24 protein-coding genes and 1 tRNA gene are annotated in these 22,637 nt (G+C 72.6%); 18 read left to right on the plus strand and 7 right to left on the minus strand.

Annotated features, from left to right (window positions below; genetic code table 11):
- Nucleotides 1-77: 77 nt before the first annotated feature.
- From BIU96_RS01205 to BIU96_RS01215, 3 genes are read left to right on the plus strand one after another with little or no spacing between them, the layout of a single operon-like run.
- Nucleotides 78-1,130 (plus strand): LLM class flavin-dependent oxidoreductase, encoded by a 1,053-nt coding sequence (locus BIU96_RS01205; protein ID WP_071290791.1) that lies wholly within the window; start codon nt 78-80, stop codon nt 1,128-1,130.
- The gene (locus BIU96_RS01210) at nt 1,130-2,437 is read left to right on the plus strand and encodes an O-acetylhomoserine aminocarboxypropyltransferase/cysteine synthase family protein (RefSeq protein WP_071290792.1); all 1,308 of its coding nucleotides are present in this window, start codon (nt 1,130-1,132) and stop codon (nt 2,435-2,437) included. Before BIU96_RS01205 ends, BIU96_RS01210 begins: the two co-directional genes overlap by 1 nt.
- Before the next feature lie 9 nt (nt 2,438-2,446).
- On the plus strand, nt 2,447-3,379 hold the full coding sequence (locus BIU96_RS01215; RefSeq protein ID WP_071290793.1) for a 4-(cytidine 5'-diphospho)-2-C-methyl-D-erythritol kinase: 933 nt from the start codon (nt 2,447-2,449) through the stop codon (nt 3,377-3,379).
- Between the two features lie 3 nt (nt 3,380-3,382).
- On the opposite strand, the gene BIU96_RS01220 is transcribed toward BIU96_RS01215, so the two are convergent.
- Nucleotides 3,383-5,044: a glycosyltransferase family 39 protein gene (locus tag BIU96_RS01220; RefSeq protein ID WP_175477426.1), complete on the minus strand. Its 1,662-nt coding sequence runs from the start codon at nt 5,042-5,044 to the stop codon at nt 3,383-3,385.
- 91 nt (nt 5,045-5,135) lie between these two features.
- Here BIU96_RS01220 and BIU96_RS01225 point away from each other — a divergent pair, with 91 nt between their 5' ends.
- The 6 genes from BIU96_RS01225 to BIU96_RS01250 are packed head-to-tail and all read left to right on the plus strand — an operon-like array spanning nt 5,136 to nt 10,392.
- On the plus strand, nt 5,136-5,543 hold the full coding sequence (locus BIU96_RS01225; protein WP_071290795.1) for a molybdopterin-binding protein: 408 nt from the start codon (nt 5,136-5,138) through the stop codon (nt 5,541-5,543).
- Complete coding sequence (locus BIU96_RS01230; protein WP_071290796.1) at nt 5,540-6,601, plus strand: ThiF family adenylyltransferase; 1,062 nt, start codon at nt 5,540-5,542, stop codon at nt 6,599-6,601. The genes BIU96_RS01225 and BIU96_RS01230 overlap by 4 nt, the downstream gene beginning before the upstream one ends.
- A gap of 26 nt (nt 6,602-6,627) precedes the next feature.
- The gene (modA, locus tag BIU96_RS01235) at nt 6,628-7,449 is read left to right on the plus strand and encodes a molybdate ABC transporter substrate-binding protein (protein ID WP_071290797.1); all 822 of its coding nucleotides are present in this window, start codon (nt 6,628-6,630) and stop codon (nt 7,447-7,449) included.
- 17 nt (nt 7,450-7,466) lie between these two features.
- Nucleotides 7,467-8,267, plus strand: coding sequence for an ABC transporter permease (locus BIU96_RS01240; RefSeq protein ID WP_071290798.1), 801 nt, complete (start codon nt 7,467-7,469; stop codon nt 8,265-8,267).
- Nucleotides 8,264-9,292, plus strand: coding sequence for an ABC transporter ATP-binding protein (locus BIU96_RS01245; RefSeq protein ID WP_071290799.1), 1,029 nt, complete (start codon nt 8,264-8,266; stop codon nt 9,290-9,292). Before BIU96_RS01240 ends, BIU96_RS01245 begins: the two co-directional genes overlap by 4 nt.
- Nucleotides 9,292-10,392, plus strand: coding sequence for a calcium:proton antiporter (locus BIU96_RS01250; protein ID WP_071290800.1), 1,101 nt, complete (start codon nt 9,292-9,294; stop codon nt 10,390-10,392). Before BIU96_RS01245 ends, BIU96_RS01250 begins: the two co-directional genes overlap by 1 nt.
- Nucleotides 10,393-10,521: 129 nt before the next feature.
- Here BIU96_RS01250 and BIU96_RS01255 read toward each other — a convergent pair whose 3' ends face one another.
- The 3 genes from BIU96_RS01255 to BIU96_RS01265 are packed head-to-tail and all read right to left on the minus strand — an operon-like array spanning nt 10,522 to nt 13,270.
- Complete coding sequence (locus BIU96_RS01255) at nt 10,522-10,761, minus strand: MoaD/ThiS family protein (RefSeq protein ID WP_254785896.1); 240 nt, start codon at nt 10,759-10,761, stop codon at nt 10,522-10,524.
- A gap of 2 nt (nt 10,762-10,763) precedes the next feature.
- Nucleotides 10,764-11,852: a GTP 3',8-cyclase MoaA gene (gene moaA, locus BIU96_RS01260; protein WP_071290801.1), complete on the minus strand. Its 1,089-nt coding sequence runs from the start codon at nt 11,850-11,852 to the stop codon at nt 10,764-10,766.
- 5 nt (nt 11,853-11,857) lie between these two features.
- Complete coding sequence (locus BIU96_RS01265; protein WP_139199671.1) at nt 11,858-13,270, minus strand: glycosyltransferase family 87 protein; 1,413 nt, start codon at nt 13,268-13,270, stop codon at nt 11,858-11,860.
- A 54-nt stretch (nt 13,271-13,324) separates the two neighbouring features.
- On the opposite strand from BIU96_RS01265, the gene BIU96_RS01270 reads away from it, so the two are divergent.
- Genes BIU96_RS01270 through pheA form a run of 4 tightly spaced genes read left to right on the plus strand, consistent with a single transcriptional unit; the run spans nt 13,325 to nt 16,675 of the window.
- Complete coding sequence (locus BIU96_RS01270) at nt 13,325-14,659, plus strand: molybdopterin-dependent oxidoreductase (protein ID WP_071290803.1); 1,335 nt, start codon at nt 13,325-13,327, stop codon at nt 14,657-14,659.
- Nucleotides 14,656-15,111 carry a hypothetical protein gene (locus BIU96_RS01275; protein WP_071290804.1) on the plus strand — a complete coding sequence of 152 codons (456 nt, stop codon included), beginning with the start codon at nt 14,656-14,658 and terminating at the stop codon, nt 15,109-15,111. The genes BIU96_RS01270 and BIU96_RS01275 overlap by 4 nt, the downstream gene beginning before the upstream one ends.
- A 9-nt stretch (nt 15,112-15,120) precedes the next feature.
- Entirely contained in the window at nt 15,121-15,666 is a 546-nt protein-coding gene (locus tag BIU96_RS01280; RefSeq protein WP_071290805.1) for a MarR family winged helix-turn-helix transcriptional regulator, read from the plus strand.
- A 52-nt stretch (nt 15,667-15,718) separates the two neighbouring features.
- On the plus strand, nt 15,719-16,675 hold the full coding sequence (pheA, locus tag BIU96_RS01285; RefSeq protein ID WP_071290806.1) for a prephenate dehydratase: 957 nt from the start codon (nt 15,719-15,721) through the stop codon (nt 16,673-16,675).
- Nucleotides 16,676-16,822: 147 nt separating this feature from the next.
- Here the strand turns inward: pheA and BIU96_RS01290 are convergent, their stop codons facing one another.
- A complete protein-coding gene (locus tag BIU96_RS01290) occupies nt 16,823-17,896 on the minus strand; it encodes a diacylglycerol kinase family protein (protein WP_083402560.1) in 1,074 nt (357 codons plus the stop codon).
- A 140-nt stretch (nt 17,897-18,036) separates the two neighbouring features.
- On the opposite strand from BIU96_RS01290, the gene serS reads away from it, so the two are divergent.
- The 4 genes from serS (at nt 18,037) to BIU96_RS01310 (ending at nt 20,902) form a co-directional block, all read left to right on the plus strand.
- Nucleotides 18,037-19,305 (plus strand): serine--tRNA ligase, encoded by a 1,269-nt coding sequence (gene serS, locus BIU96_RS01295; protein WP_071290807.1) that lies wholly within the window; start codon nt 18,037-18,039, stop codon nt 19,303-19,305.
- Nucleotides 19,302-20,156, plus strand: coding sequence for an HAD family hydrolase (locus BIU96_RS01300; RefSeq protein ID WP_083402561.1), 855 nt, complete (start codon nt 19,302-19,304; stop codon nt 20,154-20,156). Before serS ends, BIU96_RS01300 begins: the two co-directional genes overlap by 4 nt.
- 87 nt (nt 20,157-20,243) lie before the next feature.
- Nucleotides 20,244-20,328, plus strand: a tRNA-Ser gene (locus BIU96_RS01305).
- Between the two features lie 13 nt (nt 20,329-20,341).
- Nucleotides 20,342-20,902 (plus strand): GrpB family protein, encoded by a 561-nt coding sequence (locus BIU96_RS01310; protein ID WP_071290808.1) that lies wholly within the window; start codon nt 20,342-20,344, stop codon nt 20,900-20,902.
- An 18-nt stretch (nt 20,903-20,920) separates the two neighbouring features.
- Here BIU96_RS01310 and BIU96_RS01315 read toward each other — a convergent pair whose 3' ends face one another.
- Nucleotides 20,921-21,325 (minus strand): hypothetical protein, encoded by a 405-nt coding sequence (locus tag BIU96_RS01315; protein ID WP_139199673.1) that lies wholly within the window; start codon nt 21,323-21,325, stop codon nt 20,921-20,923.
- 37 nt (nt 21,326-21,362) lie between these two features.
- Complete coding sequence (locus BIU96_RS01320) at nt 21,363-22,061, minus strand: SDR family oxidoreductase (protein WP_071290810.1); 699 nt, start codon at nt 22,059-22,061, stop codon at nt 21,363-21,365.
- A gap of 84 nt (nt 22,062-22,145) precedes the next feature.
- On the opposite strand from BIU96_RS01320, the gene BIU96_RS01325 reads away from it, so the two are divergent.
- The gene (locus BIU96_RS01325) at nt 22,146-22,607 is read left to right on the plus strand and encodes a helix-turn-helix domain-containing protein (RefSeq protein ID WP_071290811.1); all 462 of its coding nucleotides are present in this window, start codon (nt 22,146-22,148) and stop codon (nt 22,605-22,607) included.
- Nucleotides 22,608-22,637 lie beyond the last annotated feature (30 nt).

Here is a 22,637-nt window from a genome sequence, read left to right on the forward strand (position 1 = left end):
CCACCGGACTGGAGGCCCGTGGCGGGCCCGCCCCGCGCCTCCCGTCTGCCTTCCCTCACCACCCAAGGAACCCCACCGTGCGATTCGGATACTGGACCCCGCTCTTCGGCGGCTGGCTGCGCAACGTCGACAACGAGCACATGCCGGTCACCTTCGACTACGTGAAGCGCCTGGCGCAGCGCGCCGAGCGGATCGGTTTCGACCTGACGCTCGTGCCGGAGCTCAACCTCAACGACATCAAGGGCACGGCCGCGCCCTCGCTCGAGGCGTGGTCCCTCGCGGCGGCGATCGCGGCGACGACCGAGCGCCTCGAGATCATGGCCGCGATGCGTCCGGGCTACCACCTGCCGGCCGTGACGGCGAAGCAGGCCGCGACGATCGACGACATCTCCGGCGGCCGGTTCACCTTCAACGTGGTGAGCGCCTGGTGGGCGGAGGAGGCCAAGCAGTACGGCGGCATCTTCTCCGAGCACGACGACCGGTACAAGCGCACCGCGGAGTTCGTCGAGGTCATGAAGGGCCTGTGGCGTGAGACCCCGTACTCGTTCTCGGGGGAGTACTACGACATCGAGAACGCCCACCTCGAGCCGAAGCCCCGCGTGACCCCGCGCATCTACGCCGGTGGTGAGAGCGAGGCCGGCAAGGCCGCGATCACCGGGTACGCCGACGCGTACGTCACGCACGGCGGCACGGTCGACGAGCTGCGGACGAAGATCGACGAGATGAAGCGGCGCCGTGTCGACGCCGGCCTGCCGCCGTTCGAGGCGTTCGGCATGGCGGCCTACGTCATCGTGCGCGAGAGCGAGGAAGAGGCGCAGGCCGAGCTCGCCCGGATCACCGACGTGCAGCACGGCAAGGCCTACGAGTCCTACCAGGACTTCATCTCGAAGTCGCAGCTCGAGCACGTGCCCTCGCTGGAGGACTACTCGGTGTCGAACCGCGGCCTCCGCCCCGGTTTCGTGGGGACGCCGTCGCAGGTGGCGGACCGCATCCGGGAGTTCGAGGACGCCGGTGTGGACACGCTGCTGCTGCAGTTCTCGCCGCAGCTCGAGGAGATGGACCGGTTCGGCGAGCAGGTCATCCCGCTCGTGCGGCCGTCGGTGGGCGTGCCGGCGGAAGCGGTCGTCTGATGGGCAGCGCCGAGGACGGCTGGGCGTTCGAGACCCGGCAGATCCGCGCGGGCTGGAAGTCGGACCCGGGCTTCGGCGGCAACGTCCCGCCGATCGCCCAGACGGCGGCGTTCGTCTACCCGTCCGGCGAGGACGCGGCTGCGCGGTTCATGCTCGACGCCCCGGGCCACACCTACTCGCGGGTGAACAACCCGTCGGCCGCGGCGCTCGAACGTCGGATCGCCGACCTCGAGGGCGGGGTCGGCGCGCTGGCCCTGGCGTCGGGGCAGGCCGCGACGTCGCTCGCGGTGCTCGGGGTCGCCCGCGCCGGCGACCACGTCGTGTCGAGTGCCTCGCTCTACGGCGCGACGTACACGCTGTTCGCGTCGACGCTGCGCGACCTCGGCATCGCGTTCACCTTCGTGCAGGACCCGACCGACCTCGACGAGTGGGCCGCGGCCGTCCGTCCGGAGACCCGCGCGTTCTTCGGTGAGTCCATCCCGAACCCGCGCGGCGACGTCCTCGACTTCGCCGGGGTGGCCGGGGTCGCGCACGACGCCGGCGTCCCGCTGATCGTCGACAACACCATCGCGACGCCGTACCTGGTCCGTCCGATCGAGCACGGCGCGGACATCGTCGTGCACTCGGCGACGAAGTACCTGGCCGGGCACGGCAGCACCATCGCCGGGCTCATCGTGGACAGCGGGAACTTCGACTGGGCGGCGTACCCGGAGAAGTACCCGCAGCTCGCGACGGCGGCGGAGTCCGGGTTCGCGAACACGGACTTCGCCGCGAAGTTCGGGCGTCGTGCGTTCATCCAGCGCACCCGGTCGAAGCTGTCCGCCGACCTCGGTCCGGCGATCGCGCCGTTCAACGCCTTCCTCGTGCTGCAGGGCATCCAGACCCTGTCGCTGCGGATGGACCGCCACGTGTCGAACGCGGCCGCGGTGGCCTCGTGGCTGGACGCCCACGACCAGGTGCTCGGCGTGCACTACGCCGGGCTGCCCTCGTCGCCGTGGCACCACCTGCAGCAGCGCTACGTGCCGGCCGGTCCCTCCGCGGTGCTGGCCTTCGACCTCGACGGCGGGGTGGACGCCGGACGCCGCTTCGTCGCCGCGCTCGAGCTCTTCGACCACGTCTCGAACATCGGCGACGTGCGTTCCCTCGTCGTGCACCCGGCGTCCACCACGCACGTGCAGATGACCGCGTCGGAGCGAGCGGCCGCCGGGGTCGGGGACGGGCTCATCCGGCTGTCCGTCGGCCTCGAGCACATCGACGACATCACGGCCGATCTGGCGCGGGGCTTCGCAGCAGCCGCATCGGGATAGGTTGGGGGCATGACCACGCTGGCCGCACCGACCCGCGTGCGGACGCGCGCCCCCGGCAAGATCAACGTGTACCTGTCCGTCGGTGCGCTGCAGCAGGACGGCTACCACGACGTCGCGACGGCGTACCAGGCGGTCTCGCTGTACGAGGACGTCTCCGCCGAGCTCGACGACGAGTTCTCGGTGACGTTCACCGGGCCGATCGACACCAGCTCGGTGCCCGTCGACGAGTCGAACCTGGCGATCCGGGCCGCTCGGCTGGTGGCCGACGCGTCCGGCTACCGCGGCGGGGTCCGGCTGACGATCGACAAGCAGGTCCCGGTGGCCGGCGGCATGGGTGGCGGGTCGGCCGACGCCGCCGCGACGCTCCTGGCGGTGGACACCCTGTGGGGGACCGCCCTGGGGCGCGAGGAGCTCCTCCGGCTCGCGGCCCAGCTCGGCGCCGACGTGCCCTTCGCCTTCGCTGGCGGCACCGCGGTCGGGACCGGCCGCGGCGACGAACTCAGCCCGGCACTGGCGAAGGGCGAGTTCCACTGGGTGCTCGCGCTGAGCGACGACGGACTCTCCACCCCGGCGGTGTACCGCGCACTCGACGAGCACCGGGAGCGCTACCGTGCCGACATCGCGCCGGCGCCGACGACCCCCGTGGTCGAGGCGAACGTGCTGCAGGCCCTGCGCGCCGGCGACCCGGACCTGCTCGCCGACTGCCTGCACAACGACCTGCAGGCGCCCGCGATGCGCCTGCAGCCGTCCCTGGCGTCGACGCTCGAGATCGGTGAGAAGGCCGGGGCGCTCGCGGGGCTCGTGTCGGGCAGCGGTCCGACGGTGGCGTTCCTCGTGGCCGACCGCGACACCGCACTCGAGGTGCAGGTCGAGCTGAGCGCTGCGGGCATGGTCGCCGTGCGTGCCGCCGGCCCCGTGCACGGCGCACGCGTGGTGCACTGAGCGTCAGCGGCGCACGAACTCCGTGATGACCACGGTGCCCGTCGTCCAGTGCTCCTTCGCCGTGAAGCCGTGCTCGGCGAGGACCGACGCGGTCTCCGGCTCGATGTTCCGCGCCTTCACGGTGCCGCCGACGAACCACACCGTGTCGATGTCGTCGAGCCGGCTCGGGATCGTCGTCGCGAGGTCGCCCGTCTGGTTCCAGAGCACGCCCGTCTCGGCGCCGACCTTGCGGACGCCGAGGTCGGTCATGCCGGCGAACGCCTCCGGGTAGGACACCCGGATGATGTCGGCCGTGGTGCCGGGGTGTCCGTAGACGCTGCCGAAGACGACGCCCTCGTCCGCGTCGACGCGGTTGGCGCTCCGTTCGGTCTCGATGATCGAGGCGGCGCGGGCCCAGGTCGAGTCCTGCTTGGCGAGCGGTTCCTTCACGGCGATCGCGGTCGGCACCGACAGCACGAGCACGACCGCGACGGCGCCGGCGAGCAGCGCCTTCGGCCGGATGAGCGTGAGCGCCAGGGCGATGAGCAGCGCGACGAACGGCAGGCTCAGGGTCGCGTACTTCGGGGAGTACAGGTGCTTGCCCATCGCGGTGGCGAGCACGAGCGCGGCGGTGGGGATGACGACGAGGGGCACCGCGACGCGGACGGCCTGGGCCCGCACGAGCGCGCGGACGGAGGGGGAGCGCCGGTGTGCCTCGACGAGCACGACCACCACGCCGAGCACCATCAGCGTCCAGGCGACCGCGGCGTACACGTCCACGGCCCCGAACCAGGCCGTCGCGAACACCTGCGCGCCGGTCCGTTCACCGATGCCGGCGATCCAGGACACCTGCTTCGACTGCGATGCGATCGTCACGACGACCGGGGACACCGCGACGGCGGCGATCGCGGACGCGACGGCCCACCGGAGCAGGACACCGCCCGTCACGAGCGGGGCCCCGGGGAGGGTCGGCGTGCGGTGCACGGTCGCGCGCCGCACCTCGAGCCGGCGGACCGCGATGGTCCAGAGCAGCGTCACCGCGTGCGCGACAACCGCGAGCGAGAGGTACACGTTGAACGTCACCGCGACGAGCGCGAGCGCGCCGTACGCCAGCCACCAGTGCAGGCTCCGGCCTGTGCGGGTTCGGCGGACCGCGGTCAGCCCGACGAGCGTCAGGCACACCGCGAGCGTGGTGATCGTGGCGTAGGGGCGGCCCTCGGAGCCCGCCCACTGCACGCGCGGCAGGGCGAGGAACACCAGGCCGGCGGTGATGCCGAGCCGCCGCCCGCCGAGTCGTCGGCCGAGCGCCACGACGAGGCCCGCGGCGACGCCGACGGCCAGGGCGCTCGGGAACCGCAGCGTGAACGGCGTGTACCCGACCAGCCAGAACCAGACGTGCATGAGCGAGTAGTAGAGCCCGTGCACGGCGTCGACGTTGTGGAGCTCCGCCCACAGCTGCGCCCAGGTCCGCTGCGCGCTGGTGACCGTCGCCGCTTCGTCGTACCAGAGGGACGGCACCCACGCGAATGCCGCGGTGACGAGCACGCCGAGCGCCCCGATCGTCAGTTCCGGGGTCCGCACGACGGCGCCGGCCATGCTCGAGCCGACCGCGCGCACCCGTGACCGGACCGGCGCCACACCCGTCGATGCGGGGACGCTGATGGTGCCGGTGGGTGGTGCAGTCACGGTCTGGACGGTAGCCGGACCGGCTGGGCGGGGACCCGACGTCCTCGCGGCCGTCTCTGAGAGTTCCGCATACCGGTATGGTGCGAACACCATGACGAAGCTCCGCATCCGCGACGCCGCGCGGTACCTCGGCGTCAGCGACGACACCGTCCGCCGGATGGTCGACGGTGGGACGTTCACCCGGTCCTCCGATGCCTCCGGCCGCACCGTGGTCGACGGACGAGAACTCGCCGCGCACATCCGCGGCAGCGGCGCGCAGCTCTCCGATCCGTCCGGCTCGAGGAGCTCGGCACGCAACCGGTTCGTCGGCATCGTCACCGACCTGGTCGTGGACGGCGTGATGGCGCAGGTCGAGCTGCAGAGCGGCCCGCACCGCATCGTGTCGCTGATGAGCGCCGAGGCGGTCCGTGACCTCGGGCTCGAGGTCGGCGCGGTCGCGGTGGCCTCGGTGAAGGCCACGATGGTGTCCGTCGAGGTGCCGGTGGAGGCAGTGGGATGACGACCGACGACGTCTCGGCCGGTCGACGCCGACTGACCTCCCGCACCGCGGCGCTCGACGGCGCCGGGGACCGAGCCGTCCGTGCCCTGGCCCGGGCGAGCGTCTTGGTCGTCGGTGCCGGCGGCCTCGGGGCGCCGGTGCTCACCTACCTCGCCGGGTCCGGACTCCGCCGGGTCACGGTCGTCGACCACGACGTCGTCGACGCGTCGAACCTCGCACGCCAGACGCTCTTCGCCGCGGCGGACATCGGCCGGTCGAAGGCCGAGTGCGCTGCGGAGCGGGTGCGCGGCGTGGACCCCGAGCTCGAGGTCGTCGCGATCGCCGGGTCGTTCCACCCCGACCATGTCACCGGGCACGACGTCGTGGTCGACGCGGCCGACAGCGTCGAGGTGACGCGGGCGATCTCCGACGCGTGCGCGCGCGCCGGGGTGCCGTTCGTCTGGGGCACGGTGCTCGGGCTCGACGGCCAGGTCTCGGTCTTCCACGACAGTGGTTCGGAGCCGATCGACTTCCACGACCTCCATCCCGACGCACTCCCAGACGAGGGGTCCTGCGCACTCGACGGCGTGCTGCCCGCACTGTGCGGTGCGATCGGCTCTGTGATGGCCGCGCAGGTCACCGCCCTGGTCGCCGGGATCGGGGAGCCCCTGCTCGGTCGGGTCCTGACGGTCGACGCCCGCCGCTGGCGCTGGACCGAGAGCGCGCTCCGCCGTGGCCCGGCGTCCCGACGTCCGCTGCCGACCGTCGACGACGCCCCGCCGCGGATCGCGCCGTCGGCACTCGCCGAGCAGCTGCACGGACCGGGTGACCGCCCCGTGCTCGTCGACGTGCGCACACCGGCGGAGCTGGCCACCGGGGTCATCGCCGGCAGCCTCCGTCCGGACGCCCTGGGGGCCGGGGACACCGGCGACGCTCCGGTCGTCGTGGTCTGCGCCAGCGGCGTCCGTGCCACGGCCTGGGCCAGGAGCGCCCGCGCCGAGGGACGTGCGGCGACCGTGCTCGACGGCGGCATCGAGGCCTGGCGCCGTGAAGGGCACCCGACCGCGTCGCTGGACTGACGCGCACCTGCGGCTACGATCGACCCATGACGACGCACGCGCGGACGCGCTCCGCCCTGATCGCCGCTGCCGCGTGCGCCATCCTGGTCCTCGCCGGGTGCTCGACGACCGCCCCGAGCGCGAACGGCGGAGCCGGCGGCCCGACCACGACGGGCAGCGCCGCCGCCGGGCCCACCGGGACGATCACGGTCTTCGCCGCCGCCTCACTGCAGCAGACCTTCACCACGCTCGGCAAGCGGTACGAGGCGGCCCACCCCGGCACGACGATCTCGTTCTCGTTCGCCGGGTCGAGCGACCTCGTCACCCAGATTCAGAACGGCGCCCCGGCCGACGTGTTCGCCTCCGCCGACGAGGCGAACATGGCGAAGCTGGAGCAGACCGACCTGGCGGCCGGGTCCCCGAAGGACTTCGCCACGAACGTGCTCGAGATCGCGGTGGCACCGGGCAACCCGAAGCGCATCGGGGGCCTGCGCGACCTGACGTCGTCGGACATCCAGCTCGTGACCTGTGCGGCCCCGGTGCCGTGCGGCGCCGCGACCGCGAAGGTCGAGCGGGCAGCGGGCGTCGACCTCCGGCCGGTCAGCGAGGAGCAGTCCGTCACGGACGTCCTCGGGAAGGTCGAGTCCGGGCAGGCGGACGCCGGACTGGTCTACGTCACGGACGTCCGGGGTGCTGACGGCAAGGTCGACGGTGTCCCCTTCGACGCCGCGGCCGACGCCGTCAACACGTACCCGATCGGCGTGCTCCGCGACGCAGCGAACCCGTCCCTCGCCAGGGCGTTCACTGCGTACGTCCGGTCCGCGTCGGGCCAGAAGGTGCTCGCCGCGGCCGGCTTCGGGAAGCCCTGAGCCGTGCCCGCACCAGCATGACCGCCGCAGCGAGCGCACGGACCCCCGTTCCGTGGTGGCTCCCCCTCCCCGCCGTCCTCGGTGGGCTCTTCGTCGTCGTGCCCGTCCTCGCCATGATCGGCCGCGTCGACTGGACGTCGTTCGGGTCCCTCGTCACGTCGCCCGCGTCGCTGAGTGCCCTCGGACTGAGCCTCGGTACGGCGGCGGCCGCGACGGGCATCGCCCTCGTGCTCGGGTACCCGCTCGCCGTGCTCTTCGCCCGCTCGACGTCACGCTGGGTGGGCGTCGCACGGGCCCTGGTGCTCCTGCCGCTCGTGCTGCCGCCGGTGGTCGGCGGGCTCGCGCTCCTGGCGGCGTTCGGCCGACTCGGCGTCGTGGGAGCGTTCCTCGACGACCACGGACTCCGCATCGCCTTCACCACCACCGCGGTGGTCATCGCGCAGACCTTCGTCGCGATGCCGTTCCTGGTCTCCTCGGTCGAGGGTGCCCTGCGCGTCGGCGGCGACCGGTACGAACGGGTCGCTGCGACGCTCGGCGCCGGTCCGACCCGCACCTTCCTGACCGTCACGACCCCGCGGGTGCTGCCCGGCATCCTGTCCGGACTGGTCCTCTGCTTCGCGCGGGCGCTCGGCGAGTTCGGTGCGACACTCACCTTCGCGGGCAGCCTGCAGGGCGTCACCCGCACACTGCCGCTCGAGATCTACCTGCAGCGCGAGATCGACCCGGACACCGCCGTCGCGCTCGCCCTGGTGCTGGTGGTCGTCGCCCTCGTGGTCATCGGCGCCTCCACGCTGCGGACACGGACGGTGCTCGCGTGAACGGCGGACTGCGCGCCCACGTCGTGGTGCCGGAGCGCGACGTCGACGTCCACCTCGAGATCGGCCCCGACGAGTGCGTCGCGCTGGTCGGCCCGAACGGCGCCGGCAAGTCGACCGTCGTCGAGGCGCTCGCCGGCCTGCTGCGCACACGGACCGGCGAGGTCGTCCTCGGCGGACGCGTGCTCACCGGCACACCGGCCCACCGCCGCGGCGTCGGCCTGGTCGCGCAGCGCGCCGACCTGTTCCCGCACCTGTCGGTCGCCCGCAACGTCGCGTACGGTCCGCGCGCCACCGGTTCGGGCGGCCGGGAGGCGCGCCACCGGTCCGCCACGGCCCTCACCGCGGTCGGAGTGGCCGGCCTGGCAGACCGGGCGCCGGGGACGCTGTCCGGCGGGCAGGCGCAGCGCGTCGCCATCGCCCGGGCCCTCGCCACGGACCCCGCGCTGCTGCTCCTCGACGAGCCCACCTCGGCCCTCGACGTCGACGCCCGCGCCGAGGTCCGGACGGCCCTCCGGACGGCGCGCACCGGTCGACCCACGCTGCTCGTCACGCACGACCCGCTCGAGGCCGTCGCGCTCGCCGACCGGATCGTGGTGCTCGAGGCCGGCCGGGTCGCCGAGGCCGGTCCCACCGCAGCGGTCCTCGGGCGCCCCACGAGTGCGTTCGCGGCCTCGTTCTCCGGGCTGACGCTCGTCCGTGGGACGGCCACGGCGGGTGGGATCGCGCTGGACGGCGGAGGCGAGCTGGCGTCGGCGACCGGCACCGTGCCTCCCGGCCGCCCCGCCCTCGCCGCCTACCACCCGACGGCCGCCGTCCCGAGCCGCACCGGTGCCGGGCCGGAGCGCGTCGTGACCGCGCTCGAACCGCGCGACGGCCTGGTCCGGGTGCGAGCCGGCGGACTCGTCGCCGACGTCACCGTGTCCACCGCCGCCGGGCTCGGCCTGGTGCCGGGCGAGACGGTGCGGATCGCCGTGGACGCCGCCGAGGTGGCGGTCTACGAGCCGGGCGGTGCGAAGATGTCCTGATGCGCACCTGGATCGCCAAGGCCTGGCCCGTCGGGGTCCCCGTCATCGCGGCGATCGTGCTCGTGTCCTCGTGGGGACGGTACGACCTCGGGACGGCCGTGGTGGTGCTCGTCGCCGTCGTCCTCGCCGGCACCGTCCTCGCCGCCGTGCACCACGCCGAGGTGGTCGCGCACCGGGTGGGGGAGCCGTTCGGGTCCCTCGTGCTCGCCGTCGCCGTGACGATCATCGAGGTCGCGCTCATCATCTCGCTGTCGAGCTCCGGCGGCGCGCAGGCCGAGACGCTGGCGCGGGACACGGTCTTCTCGGCGGTGATGATCACAATGAACGGGCTCGTCGGGCTCGCGATCCTGATCGGCACGATCCGGCACAACACCGTGCGGTTCAACCAGGAGGGCGCCTCCGCGGCGACGATGACCGTCGCGGCCCTCGCCGTGCTCACCCTCGTGCTGCCGACGTTCACCACCGGCACCGACGACTCGTCGTTCACCGGCGCCCAGCTCGTCTTCGTGGCGCTGGCCTCGCTCGCGCTCTACGGCCTCTTCGTCGTCACCCAGACCGTGGCCCACCGGGACTTCTTCCTGCCGGTGAACCGCACCGGCGGGGTGCTCGAGGAGTCCGAGGACGCCCACGCCGCTCGCCCGACCAGCCGCGCCACGCTGGTGTCGCTCGGCCTGCTGCTGCTCGCCCTCGTCGCGGTGGTCGGTCTGGCCAAGGTCGAGTCGCCCGCGATCGAGGCCGGCGTCGCCGCGGTCGGGTTCCCGCCGTCGTTCGTCGGTGTGGTGATCGCGCTGCTGATCCTGCTGCCCGAGGGGATCGCGGCGTCGAAGGCCGCTTCGCGGAACCGGATCCAGACGAGCCTCAACCTGGCGATGGGGTCGGCGATGGCGTCGATCGGCCTGACGATCCCGTCGATCGCCGTGGCGTCGCTGTTCATGCCGGGGACGCTGCTGCTCGGCCTCGGGTCGGCGCAGATCGTGCTGCTCGCGCTGACGATCGTCGCGGCGGTGCTCACCGTGCTGCCCGGGCGTGCGACGCGGCTGCAGGGCGGCGTGCATCTGGTGATCTTCGCCGCGTTCATCGTGCTGTCCGTCTCCCCGTAGGGCGGGGCGGGGGATGTTTCGCGCGTAGGAGGACGATTCGCGCGTAGGAGGCAGGAACTTCCTGCACCCAATGCGCGATTCCGCTTCCCATTGCACGCGTGATGGGCAGGAACGCTCGACAGGACCCGCTCAGCCGCCGGCGAAGGGCGGCATCACGTCGACGACGGCCACCCCGGCGAGCGACGTCGACCGGTCGCGGGTGGTCACCCCGTCGACCAGGTACGAGCACCGCTCCTGCAGCGTCGCCCACCGTGCCGGATCGGCAGCGTCCACCGCTCGGAGCGCGTCGTCGAGCACGTCGGACTCGGTGCGGACCTCGTCAGCGCCGACCGCCGCCCGCGCGGCCGCGAAGAACCGCAGCGTCGTCACGGTCAGCCGCCGATCGCGCTCATGCCGCGCGTCGGGTGCACGAGGTCGTCGGTGTCGTCGCCGTGGTCGCGCGGCTTCGCCCACATGGCGCGGCGCCAGAGTTCGGCGACGTCGTCGTCGGTCGCGCCGGCGCGCATCGGGCCGAGCACGCTCGTCTCGTCGTCGGAGAACAGGCAGCTCCGGACGTTGCCGTCGGCGGTCAGGCGGGTCCGGGTGCAGTCGGCGCAGAAGGACTCGGTGATGCTCGCGATGATGCCGATCGTGCCGAGCTCGGCACCGACGCCGCCGTCGGGGCGGCGTTCGAGCACCCGGAAGCGCTCGGCGGGGGCGCCGTCCCGTGGGGCGTCGTCCGGCACGAGGGCGAACGACTCCGACAGCATCGCGCGCGTCTCGGCGGCGGTGATCATCGACGTGCGGTCCCAGGCGTGGTCGGGGTCGAGTGGCATCTGCTCGATGAACCGGAGCTCGTAGCCGCGGTCGAGGCACCAGCGCATCAGGTCGGGCGCGAGCTCGTCGTTCACCCCGCGCAGCAGCACGGCGTTGACCTTGATCGCGAGTCCGGCGTCGTGCGCGGCCGACAGTCCGGCGATGACCTTATCGAGGAACGGACGCCGGGTCACGGTGGTGAAGACGTCGGGGTCGACGGTGTCGAGCGACACGTTCACCCGGCGGAGCCCGGCATCGAAGAGTGCCTGCGCACGGTGCGCCAGGCCGATCGCGTTCGTGGTGAGCGAGAGCTCCGGGGCGTCCGGCAGTGCGGCGCAGCGAGCGATCACGTCGACCAGGTCGTGCCGGAGCATCGGCTCGCCGCCGGTGAACCGGACCTTCCGCACGCCGAACCGCTCGGAGCCGAGGCGGACCAGCCGCTCGATCTCGGCCGCGGTCATCAGCGCGTCGTCGGGCGCGAAGGGCAGTCCCGCGGCGGGCATGCAGTACGTGCAGCGCAGGTTGCAGCGCTCGGTCAGCGACACCCGGAGGTCGACGGCGCGACGCCCGAAGCGGTCCACGAGCCCAGCCGCCTCACCGGGGCGAGCGGCGTCACCGCGCGCGGGGTCGCCGCCGGTCGAACCGAGCAGGGTCGCTGGTGCCATGAGCGTCAGCGTACGGGGTCGAGCCGCCGGAACGACAGCCGCCGTCCCCAGCGCACCCACTCGGTCCGGCTGGTGCGGGCGACCGTCACGACCACGATGACGAGCACCGCCGCAGCGAGCCACCACCGGTACGCGTCGACGGAGGGCCACACCCCGCGCAGGGCGATGGCGAGCCCGATCGACAGCCACTCCCACCGGCCGGAGAGCACCACGAACGGGATGAGCAGCAGCGCGTACCAGGGGTAGCGCGGACTCACGGCGAGGAAGGTCACGCCGATCATGAGCACCTCGCCGGACCACGGCCGCGCGGGGTCGGCCAGCCGCCAGGCCACGAACGCGGCGAGCAGCACGAGCAGGCCGACGACCACGGTGCCGGCGTCGCCCCGGAACACGAGGGACACGAGCGCGAACCGGGAGCCGTCCTCGTAGCCCTCCTCGGACAGGTACCCGGGCAGGTAGCCGAGCACGTCGAGCCCGGTCGAGAGCACGTACGGCACGTACAGCAACCCGAACACGGCGATGCCGACGGGGATCGCCCACCAGTTCCGCCACCGCCCGAGGAGCGGCGGGTAGACGATCGCCGGGATGAGCTTCGTCGCGGTCGCCGCGCCGAGGGCGATCCCGCCCCAGATCGGTCGACCGAAGGCGACGAGTGCGACCCCGGCGGTGGCCAGCGCGGCGCCGAGGACGTCGACGTGCGAGTTCGTCACGGCCTCGGACGCGACGAGGGGCGACCACGCCCAGAGCGCCGCCCACCACGTCGGGCGCCCGACCCGACGCAGGACGGCGACGAGTCCGAGCGTCACGCCGAGGGACACCAGGAGCCCGGCGATCTGGAACGGCATGTACTGCGCGGTGGCGGGGACGAAGGCTCGCACGACGGCGAACCACAGCTGCGCCATCGGTGGGTAGATCGTCGTGACGTCCGGCCGGTTGATCGCCACGCAGTGTCCGGAGGCGCCGTCGCCGAGCCCCCGGTACCGCGGCTTGAGGGGGTCGCACGTGCCGTCGACCTTGTCCGGGAACAACCAGTCGGGCCGCAGGTGCGCCAGCGCCCCGGACTGGGGCGTGTGCGCGTACGGCGAGACTCCGGCATGCTGCACGATGCCGTCCCAGGCGTAGCGAGCAGAGTCGGTGCTGGTGTTCGGTGGGCCGACGAGGGCCGCGAGACCGATCACCACGGCGCCGCCGACGACGAGCGAGGTCATCCAGCGGGCGGGCACGAAGCGGAGCGCGAACACGGCTCCGGCGAACACCGTCCAAGCGATGAGGGTCCACGCAACGAATGGGGAACGATGACCGGACCGGAGGAACCCCAGATGCGTGATGCCGAAGGCGATGACGCCCGCCAGGGCCAGCACGCCGACGACGGCCAGCACGGTCGGCAGGAGTCGGCCGGGCCGAAGTCGTTCTCTCATGGTGCGTCGAGGCTATCGGCGGTCCGGGGGCTGCTGCTGGATGCACGATCCGCGATGGCGTCCCCGAACCGGAACGCCCGCTCGGCCGTCGTCTTCGGTCGCCTGCTCGGGGTCGCGTTCCTCGTCTGCTTCGGCACCGGCGTCTACAGCTACCTGCTCCAGCAGCCCTTGCCCGGCATGCGGTTCCCGACGCAGCCGGCGCAGCTCTACCAGTTCACGCAGGGCCTGCACATCACCACGGGGATCGCGATCATCCCGTTGCTCCTCGCCAAGCTCAACGCCGTGATGCCGGCGCTCGTGCAGGTCCCGCCGGTGCGCGGTGTGCTGCACCTGCTCGAGCGGCTGTCCATCGCCGTCCTGGTCGCGTCGGCGATCGTGCAGGTCGGCACCGGCCTGCTCAACACGTACCAGTGGTACCCGTTCCCCTTCCCGTTCAAGCAGGTGCACAACGCGCTGGCCTACGTCATCATCGGGTCGCTCATCGTGCACATCGGCGTGAAGCTGCGGCTCATCGGGCGGTACTGGCGGAAGCGTGACTCCTACGACGCCGACGGACGGTTCGTCGCGGATCCCGACGCCGGCAGCGAGCTGCTCCCGCCCGGACAGGAGGCACGGGGTGCGTCCGCCTCGCAGCCCACCGCCGCGCCGACGGTCGCCGCCTACCCCCGCGGCCTCACCGGCCGGGTGCTCCGCTGGGTCGACGGCGCTCCCGCCTCAGGAGCGCCGGCCGACCCGACGGAGACGAGCCGCGCCTCCAGGCCGACACCGGACGCGACCCAGGGTCGACGTGAGCGGATCGCACGACGCGGGTTCCTGACGGGTGTGACGGCCGCGACGGCGGGGGTCGTCGTCCTGACGGCGGGGCAGTCGAACCGCCTGGCCGAACCGTTCAACGTGTTCGGCGCACGGCAGCGGCACCGTGGACCGAACGACCTGCCGGTGAACCGGACCGCCCGCGCGGCCGGGGTGCTCGCGACCGCCACTGCCGCCGACTGGAGCCTGACCGTCGTCGGCCGTGACGTCACCCGCTCGTTCTCGCGCGTCGAACTCGTGGCGCTCGGCACGGCCGAGGCGGAACTGCCGATCTCGTGCGTCGAGGGCTGGAGCCAGATGGCGACCTGGAAGGGCGTGCGGATGCGCGACCTGCTGGCCGCGGTGCAGGCCGAGCCGGGTTCGCAGGTGCGGGTGACGAGCCTCGAGCAGCACGGCGGGTACCGGGTGATGGACATGGGGCCGGAGTACGCCGAGGACCCGACCACCCTCATCGCCCTCGAGCTAAACGGGCAGAAGCTCGACCTCGACCACGGGTTCCCGGCGCGCATCATCGCCCCCGGACGACCCGGTGTGCTGCAGACGAAGTGGATCGAGAAGATCGAGGTGATCGCATGAAGGCAGCGCGCATCGTGCTCGTCGTGGTCGGCGTGCTCGTCATCGCGTTCGGGGCGTACGTCATGGTGACGACGGTCCGACCGAACCGGATCTGGGGCCTGGCGACGTGGCTGCTCGGCGCCGTGGTGCTCCACGACGCGATCCTGTCGCCGTTCGTCGTGGCGGCCGGGCTGCTCCTGCGCCGGACCGGTCGCACGATCCGGGTGTGGGCGCTCGTCGTCGTGCAGGCGGCCGTGGTGCTCGGCAGCGTGCTGGCGCTCGTGGTGCTGCCGGAGATCGCCGCGAAGCACCACGGGCAGAAGAACCCGACCGTCCTGCCGTTCGACTACGGCGCGCGGCTGCTCGTCGTCGAGGGCGTCCTGCTCCTGGTCGTCGTCGCGGTGCTCGTGATCGCGGTCGTGGTCGGACGGGGCGACCGCAAACCACTGGTTAAAGCGACAACCATTCGGTAGGATGCCACCATGACCGACGAGACCCCTTGGCTCACGCGCGAACAACTGCGCGCGTGGATGAAGCTCGTCGCCGTCATGGAGCTCCTGCCCGCGGCGCTCGACCAGCAGCTCCAGCGCGACGCGGACCTCACGCACTTCGACTACATGGTCGTCGCGATGCTGTCCGAGACCGACTCGCGCACCCTCCGGATGTCGGCGCTCGCCTCGGCCACGAACGCGTCGCTGCCCCGGCTGTCCCACGTGGTGTCGCGCCTCGAGAAGCGCGGCCTCGTCGCCCGGTGCCCGTCGACCGACGACCGCCGTGCGACCGACGTCCGGCTGACCGACGACGGCTACGCGGCCATCGTCGACGCGGCACCCGACCACGTCCGCACCGCTCGCCGCGTGGTCATCGACGCGCTGTCCGAGGAGCAGGTCGGCCAGCTCGACGGGATCGCCGCGGCGCTCCTCACCCGGCTCGACCCGGAGGGCCGGTTCGCGGCCCCGAACTATCCTCGCGACGACGCCGACACCGCCATCTGCGAGGCGCGGCTCACCGGCACGGCGACGGACTGAGCCGGTCGTCACACGCGCCGGGTGCGCCCCGGCGCTGCAATAGGCTCGCCGCATGAGTGAGCAGGCTGCGCCGTCCGACACGTACTCCTACCTCGGACCCGCCGGCACGTTCACCGAGGCGGCCCTCAAGCTCGTCGACGCGGCGGCCGGCAAGCCGTGGCGGAGCGTGAACAACGTCGGCGAAGCCCTCGACGACGTCGTCAGCGGCCGCTCGGTCGGCGCCGTGATCGCCATCGAGAACAGCGTGGACGGCGGGGTCAGCGCCACGCAGGACGCCCTCGCCCGCATCCCCGGCGTGCGGATCGTGGGGGAGTACCTCGTCCCCGTCGACTTCGTCCTGGTCGCCCGACCCGGCACCGAGCTCGCCGACGTCCGGACCGTGAACGCCCACCCCGTCGCGTACGCGCAGACGCACCACTGGCTCGAAGCGAACGTCCGCGGGCACGGGCACATCCCGGCGTCCTCGAACGTCGCGGCCGCCGCTGCCCTGCTCGACGAGCACCCCGTCGCCGACGCCGCGGTCGCACCGCCCGGCATCACCGACCACTACGCGCTGGCGGTGCTGGCGTCCTCGATCGGCGACAACGCCTCCGCGGTCACCCGCTTCGTCCTGGTGTCGAAGACCCTCGCGCTGCCCGAACCGACCGGCGCCGACAAGACGAGCGTCATCGTCGAGCTGCCCGCCGACCACCCCGGTGCGCTCGTGGACATGCTCGAGCAGTTCGCGACGCGGGGCATCAACATGGGGCTGCTGTCCTCGCGGCCGATCGGCGACGAGCTCGGACGCTACCGGTTCGTCATCGACCTCGACGGGCACGTGCAGGACGAGCGCGTGGCCGACGCGCTGCTCGGCCTGCGCCGGTTCAGCCCGCGCGTGACGTTCCTCGGGTCGTACCCGCGTGCCGACGGGGTCCGCCCCGAGGTGCCGGCGCGCTACTCGGACCAGGCGTTCGTCGAGGCGCGGGACTGGCTGCGCGCGATCGTGGCCGGCGAGCCTGACGCGCGCTGACGCGCGGGCTTTCGCGCGCTGACGCGTCCACTTCCGCAAAACGCAACGTTGGCGGTTGTTCGCAGCGCAGTACCGCTGCGAGCAACCGCCACAGTTGCGTTTTGCGGGCGCGGCTCGGCTCGGCTCGGCCAGCGCAGCGCAGCCCAGCTACCGCCTGCGCCCGCCGCGCGCCGGGTGCGGCTCGACCGCAGGGATGCGGACGTCGAGCGACCCGGGGTCGATCCGGGCCCGGAACGCGACGATCTCGCCCACGGGGTCGCCGTCGATCTCGAACTCGTCCGGCTTCTCGAGGCGCAGCGTGAACTCCTCGCCCCGCATGTAGCGGAGCGGCCGTTCCTGCTTCGCGGCGTTCGTGATCCGACGGCCGATGAGCGTGTCGGACAGTGCCGAGCGCCGGAACCAGCGCAGGATCCCGTTCTCCCAGAACACCCGCGCGCCGATCCGCACCCAGCCGAAGAACCCGCGCGGACGCATCACGACGATGTCGAACACCCCGTCGTCGATCTCGGCGTCCGGCAGCAGCATCGCGTTGGCCTGCAGCATGCCGCAGTTGCCGACGATGACGGAGTGCGCCCGCACCGATCCGTTGCGCGCCGACTCGTCGAGTCGGTACCGGAACTCGAAGCCGTCGGTGTCCCGCACGGAGCGCAGCAGCGAGTCGAGGTACGCGAGCCAGCCGACGCGCTTCTTCAGCTCGGGCCGGGTGTTCGCGAGCATGCGGGCGTCCAGCCCGAGGCCGGCCATCACGACGAAGCCGAACTTGTCGCGGGAACCGTCGGGACGCTCGACCCCGAGCAGGCCGAAGTCGATCGGCCGGTCGTGCCCGGAGAAGATCGCCTTCGCCATCCCGCCCAGGTCGTCGAGCGGCAGCTTCATGTTGCGGGCGAGCAGGTTGCCGGTCCCGCTCGGCAGGAGCGCCAGCGAGGCGTCGGAACCGTGCACCACCTCGGCGACGGCACGGACGGTGCCGTCACCACCGGCGGCGGCGATCACGTCCGCCCCCGCTTCGAGGGCAGCACGGGCCTGGCCGCCGCCCGGGTCCTCCTCGGTGGTCTCGAACCACAGGGTCTCGGCCCAGCCGGCTTCCTGCTGGTGCTTCGCCACGGTGCTCTTGAGGGTCGGCAGGTGGACCTTGACCGGGTTGTAGACCACCGCGGCCGTCCGTTGCTCGGTCTGGAGGGCGTCCTGCTCCGCAGGCGCGGTCTCCGAAGGGGTCGACATGCTCCAACGGTACCGACGGGGAGCGCCGGTGGCATACGGGACGCGACCGAGAATCGGCCTGGAGGCGCGTGGCGGGCCCGCACCGCGCCTCCAGGCCGGCTCGGACCCGGCCCGCAACCGGCGCTGGGTAGGATGACCCGGTGATCGATCCCCAGCTGCTGCGTGACAACCCGGACGTCATCAAGGCCTCGCAGGAGGCGCGCGGCGCGTCCGTCGCCGTCGTCGACGAGGCCGTCACCGCGGACGCCGCACGGCGTGGCGCGATCACCGCGTTCGAGTCCCTCCGGGCCGAGCAGAACGCGTTCGGCAAGACCGTCGCGAAGGCCCCGAAGGACGAGAAGGCCGCGCTCGTGCAGCAGGCCCAGGCGCTCGCCGCGAAGGTGAAGGAGGCCCAGGCCGAGGTCACCGCCGCCGAGGACACCTTCAACACCGTCGTCCGCGCGATCCCGAACGTGGTGCTGCCGGACGTGCCGAAGGGCGGCGAGGACGACTTCGTCACGCTCCGCACCGTCGGCACCAAGCCCGAGTTCGACTTCGAGCCGAAGGACCACGCCGACCTCGGCGAGCACCTCGGCATCATCGACATCCCGCGCGGCGTCAAGGTCTCCGGATCGCGCTTCTACTTCCTCCGCGGCCTCGGCGCGCGCCTCGAGATCGCGCTCATGTCGCTCGGCCTCGACCGTGCGATCGCCGCCGGGTTCGAGCCCCTCATCACGCCGACGCTCGTGCGCCCCGAGACGATGGCCGGCACCGGCTTCCTCGGCGAGCACGCGGCCGAGGTCTACCGGCTCGAGGCCGACGACCTCTACCTGACCGGCACGAGCGAGGTCGCGCTCGCCGGCTTCCACGCCGACGAGATCCTGCCCCTCGACGACTTCGGCGACGGGTTCCGCTACGCCGGCTGGTCGACCTGCTACCGGCGCGAGGCCGGGTCGGCGGGCAAGGACAACCGCGGCATCCTCCGCGTGCACCAGTTCAACAAGCTCGAGATGTTCGCCTACGTGCGCCCGGACCAGGCCGAGGCCGAGCACGAGAAGCTCGTCGGGTACCAGGAGCAGATGCTGCAGGACCTCGGGCTGCACTACCGTGTGATCGACGTCGCCGGCGGCGACCTCGGCACGAGTGCCGCGCGCAAGTTCGACATCGAGGCCTGGGTGCCGACGCAGGGCACCTTCCGCGAGCTCACCTCGACGTCGAACTGCACCACGTTCCAGGCCCGACGCCTCGACATCCGCTACCGCACCGAGAGCGGGAAGACCGCGCCGGTCGCCACCCTGAACGGCACGCTCGCGACGACCCGCTGGATCGTCGCGATCCTCGAGACCCACCAGCAGGCCGACGGCTCGGTCGTCGTGCCGGAAGTCCTCCGTCCGTACCTCGGCGGCGTCGAGGTGATCGAGCCCCGATGAGCGTGCAGGGGCGGTTCGTCGACGGTGGTTCGGACTCCGGGGGGTCCGTCCGGACCAAGCGGTGGCTCGTCGCGCTCGACATCGACGGCACCACCATGCGCGAGGACGGCGTCGTCACCGAGACCGTGGTGGCCGCACTCCGCGACGCCGAGGCCGCCGGGCACGAGGTCATGCTCTCCACCGGCCGCAGCGAGGGCATGACCGTCCCGCTGCTCGAGACGCTCGGCATCCGACCGAAGTACCTCGTGTGCGCGAACGGCGCACTCACCCTCGCCCGCCGGTCCGACGGCAGCTACGAGCGGGTGCACGTCGAGCGCTTCGACCCGTCCGAGGTCCTGCAGACCGTGCACGGCGCACTCGAACACGCGGCGTTCGGCGTCGAGGACGAGGCCGGCCACTTCCTGCTCTCCGGCAACTTCCCCGACGACGCCATGACCGTCACCGGGGAGCACGTGCCCTTCGAACGGCTGCTCGGCGTCGAAGCCACCCGCGTCGTCGTCATCTCGCCCGGCCACGACACCGAGGACTTCCTGCAGATCGTCGAGCAGATGGGTCTGCACAAGGTCTCGTACTCGGTCGGCTGGACGTCGTGGCTCGACATCGCTCCCGAGGGCGTGACGAAGGCGACCGCGATGGAACGCGTGCGCGAGTGGCTCGACATCCCGCGCTCTCGGGTCTTCGCCGCGGGCGACGGGCGCAACGACATCGACATGCTGCGGTGGGCGTCGACCTCGGGCCGCGGCATCGTGATGGGGCAGGCGCCGGAGGACGTCATCGAGGCGGGCAACGAGCTGACCGGCGGAGTGACGGACGACGGACTCGCCGCGGCGCTGGACTCCCTGCCGCGCTGACGCGGTCGCGTGCTCCGGCGGTGGGGCCTGGAGGCTCGGCTAGACTTCCCGGGACGCGGTCACGTCTCGCCACGTGGCCGCGTCACTGGAGGGTTGTCCGAGCGGCCGATGGAGCCTGTCTTGAAAACAGGTGGGCAGAGATGTCTCGTGGGTTCGAATCCCACACCCTCCGCAGGAGCGCGATCGTGATCGAGGTCGTCGAGTACCGCGCCTCGTGGCCCGAGCGGTTCGCGGAACTCCACGCGGCGTACACCGCCGCGCTCGACGCCGCTGCCGTCCCGCACCGGGTCGAGCACGTGGGCAGCACCGCGGTGCCGGGCCTCGCCGCGAAGCCGGTCATCGACGTCGACGTGGTGGCGGATCCCGAGCACGTCACGGCGGCGGTGCAGGCGCTCGCGACGATCGGCTTCGAACCGCGCGGCGACCTCGGCATCCCCGGCAGGCAGGCCTTCCGGACGCCCGACCGCTTCGCCCCGAGCAACACGTACGTCGTCGCCGAGGGGTCGCTCGCGCTGCGGAACCACCTGGGCGTGCGTGACGTCCTGCGATCGGACACCGCCCTGCGCGATGAGTACGCCGCCGTGAAGCGGCGCGCTGCCGGAACGGCGGCTGACATCGACGACTACCTGGAGCAGAAGAGCGACGTGCTCGGCAGGATCCTCCGCGCCGCAGGGCTCACCGACGAGGAGCGTGCGTCGATCACCGCGAGCACCCGCGGCATCACCGGCCGCGGCGCCCACGGCTGACCCCGCGGGACGCTGCCGTCAGGGCGTGTACGGCTCGTGCGGCCAGGGCACGACGAGTCGTCCGCCGGTCAGCTGGAGGGACGGCGCCACCCCGATGCCGGACGCGATCACGAGCCCGAGGACCGCGAACGCGACGGCCGAACGACCCCCGAGTCGAGCGAGCCGCGCCGTGAGCAGCAGCAGGGCCACGCCCACCACGTGGCCGATCACGAGCCCGGCCACTCCCGTCGGGATGCCCGGGTTCGCGCCCGTCCGGTCCGGGGTCGCGCCGCGCGTGGACTCCTCGGAGGCCAGGTACAGCCAGAGCCAGGACCCGCCCCCGCCGACCACGCCGAGCGCGACCGTGACCCAGTACAGCGCCGCCCAGCCCGGGGACGTCCAGCCCGACCGTCGTCCGGACACAACAACCCCCGTCGTCACCATGCGGTCATGGTAACGGCGGGGGCTGCGTCCGCCGAGGTCAGACCGCCGCGGCGAGCCCCGGGTACAGCGCCACCAGCGGCGCGCTCAGCCCGGCACGGACGTCGCGGCTGATCTGGTCGGCGAGGACCTCGTGCTCCCCGGCCTCGACCGCGTCCCAGATCGCGCCGACGATCACGGCCGGGTCGGCCTTCTCGACGTCGAGGTCGGTCGTCATCCCGGTGTCGGTGTACCCGAGGTGGGCGCCGACGACCTGCGTGCCCTGCGGCGCGAGCTCGAGCCGGAGCGAGTTCGTCAGCGACCAGAACGCGGCCTTCGACGCCGAGTAGCCGGCGCCGAGCGCGATCCAGCTCAGCACGGAGTGGATGTCGACCAGCGCGCCGCCGCGAAGCGATCCCGCGAACGCCTTGGCGACTCGGAGTGCACCGAAGACGTTGGTGGCGAAGACGCGCTCGACGTCCTCGACGCTGGTCTCGAGCAGCGGGGCGGACCCGCCGACGCCGGCGTTGTTCACGACGATGGTGACGTCGGACGCGGCGCGGGCTGCGGCCTCGACGCTCGTCTGGCTGGTGACGTCGAGGACGAGCGGCACGATGCGCTCGTCGTCCCAGGTGCGCGGGGAGCGGGCGGTCGCGTAGACCTTGGCGGCGCCGCGGTCGAGCGCCTGCTGGACGAACTCGGCGCCGAGGCCGCCGTTCGCTCCGGTGACGAGGACGATCGCGTTGGTGAGGTCGGTCATGAGGGGCTCCAGTCGAGGAAGTTGGGTACGAAAAGTGAACCTAGCACGTTGTGTCCGGATTCCGAACCCAGGTAGGGTGATCCCATGCTCGGCATCCTCGGCGGCGACGAGCGCTGCCCCATCGCACGGTCCCTCGACGTCCTCGGCGAGAAGTGGACGCTCATGATCGTCCGCGACGCCCTCGCCGGCTCGACGCGCTTCAGTCAGTTCCAGCAGAACCTCGGCACCCCGCGCGAGGTCCTCACGGCCCGCCTCGGCTCACTCGTCGAGGGCGGCGTGCTCGAGCGGACCTCCTACAAGCCGGACGGGGGTCGAGCGCGCGAGGAGTACGTCCTCACGGCGGCCGGCCGCGACCTCTCGCTCGTCCTCCTTGCCCTCGGCGGCTGGGCGGACCGTCACCGTCCGTCCGAGCGGACGACGGACCTCCGGTTCGTCGACGCGGAGACCGGCGACCCGGTCGAAGCAGCCGCGCTGACGCAGGGCACGCACCAGCGCGTGCCGCTGGAGCGACTCACCGCGGTGACGGAGCGCGCGTCGGTCGCGTGACCGGCTGACGGCCTGGAGGCACGGTGCGGG

Origin of the sequence: Curtobacterium sp. MCBA15_008, from assembly GCF_001865065.1 — a bacterium.
GTDB lineage: Bacteria > Actinomycetota > Actinomycetes > Actinomycetales > Microbacteriaceae > Curtobacterium.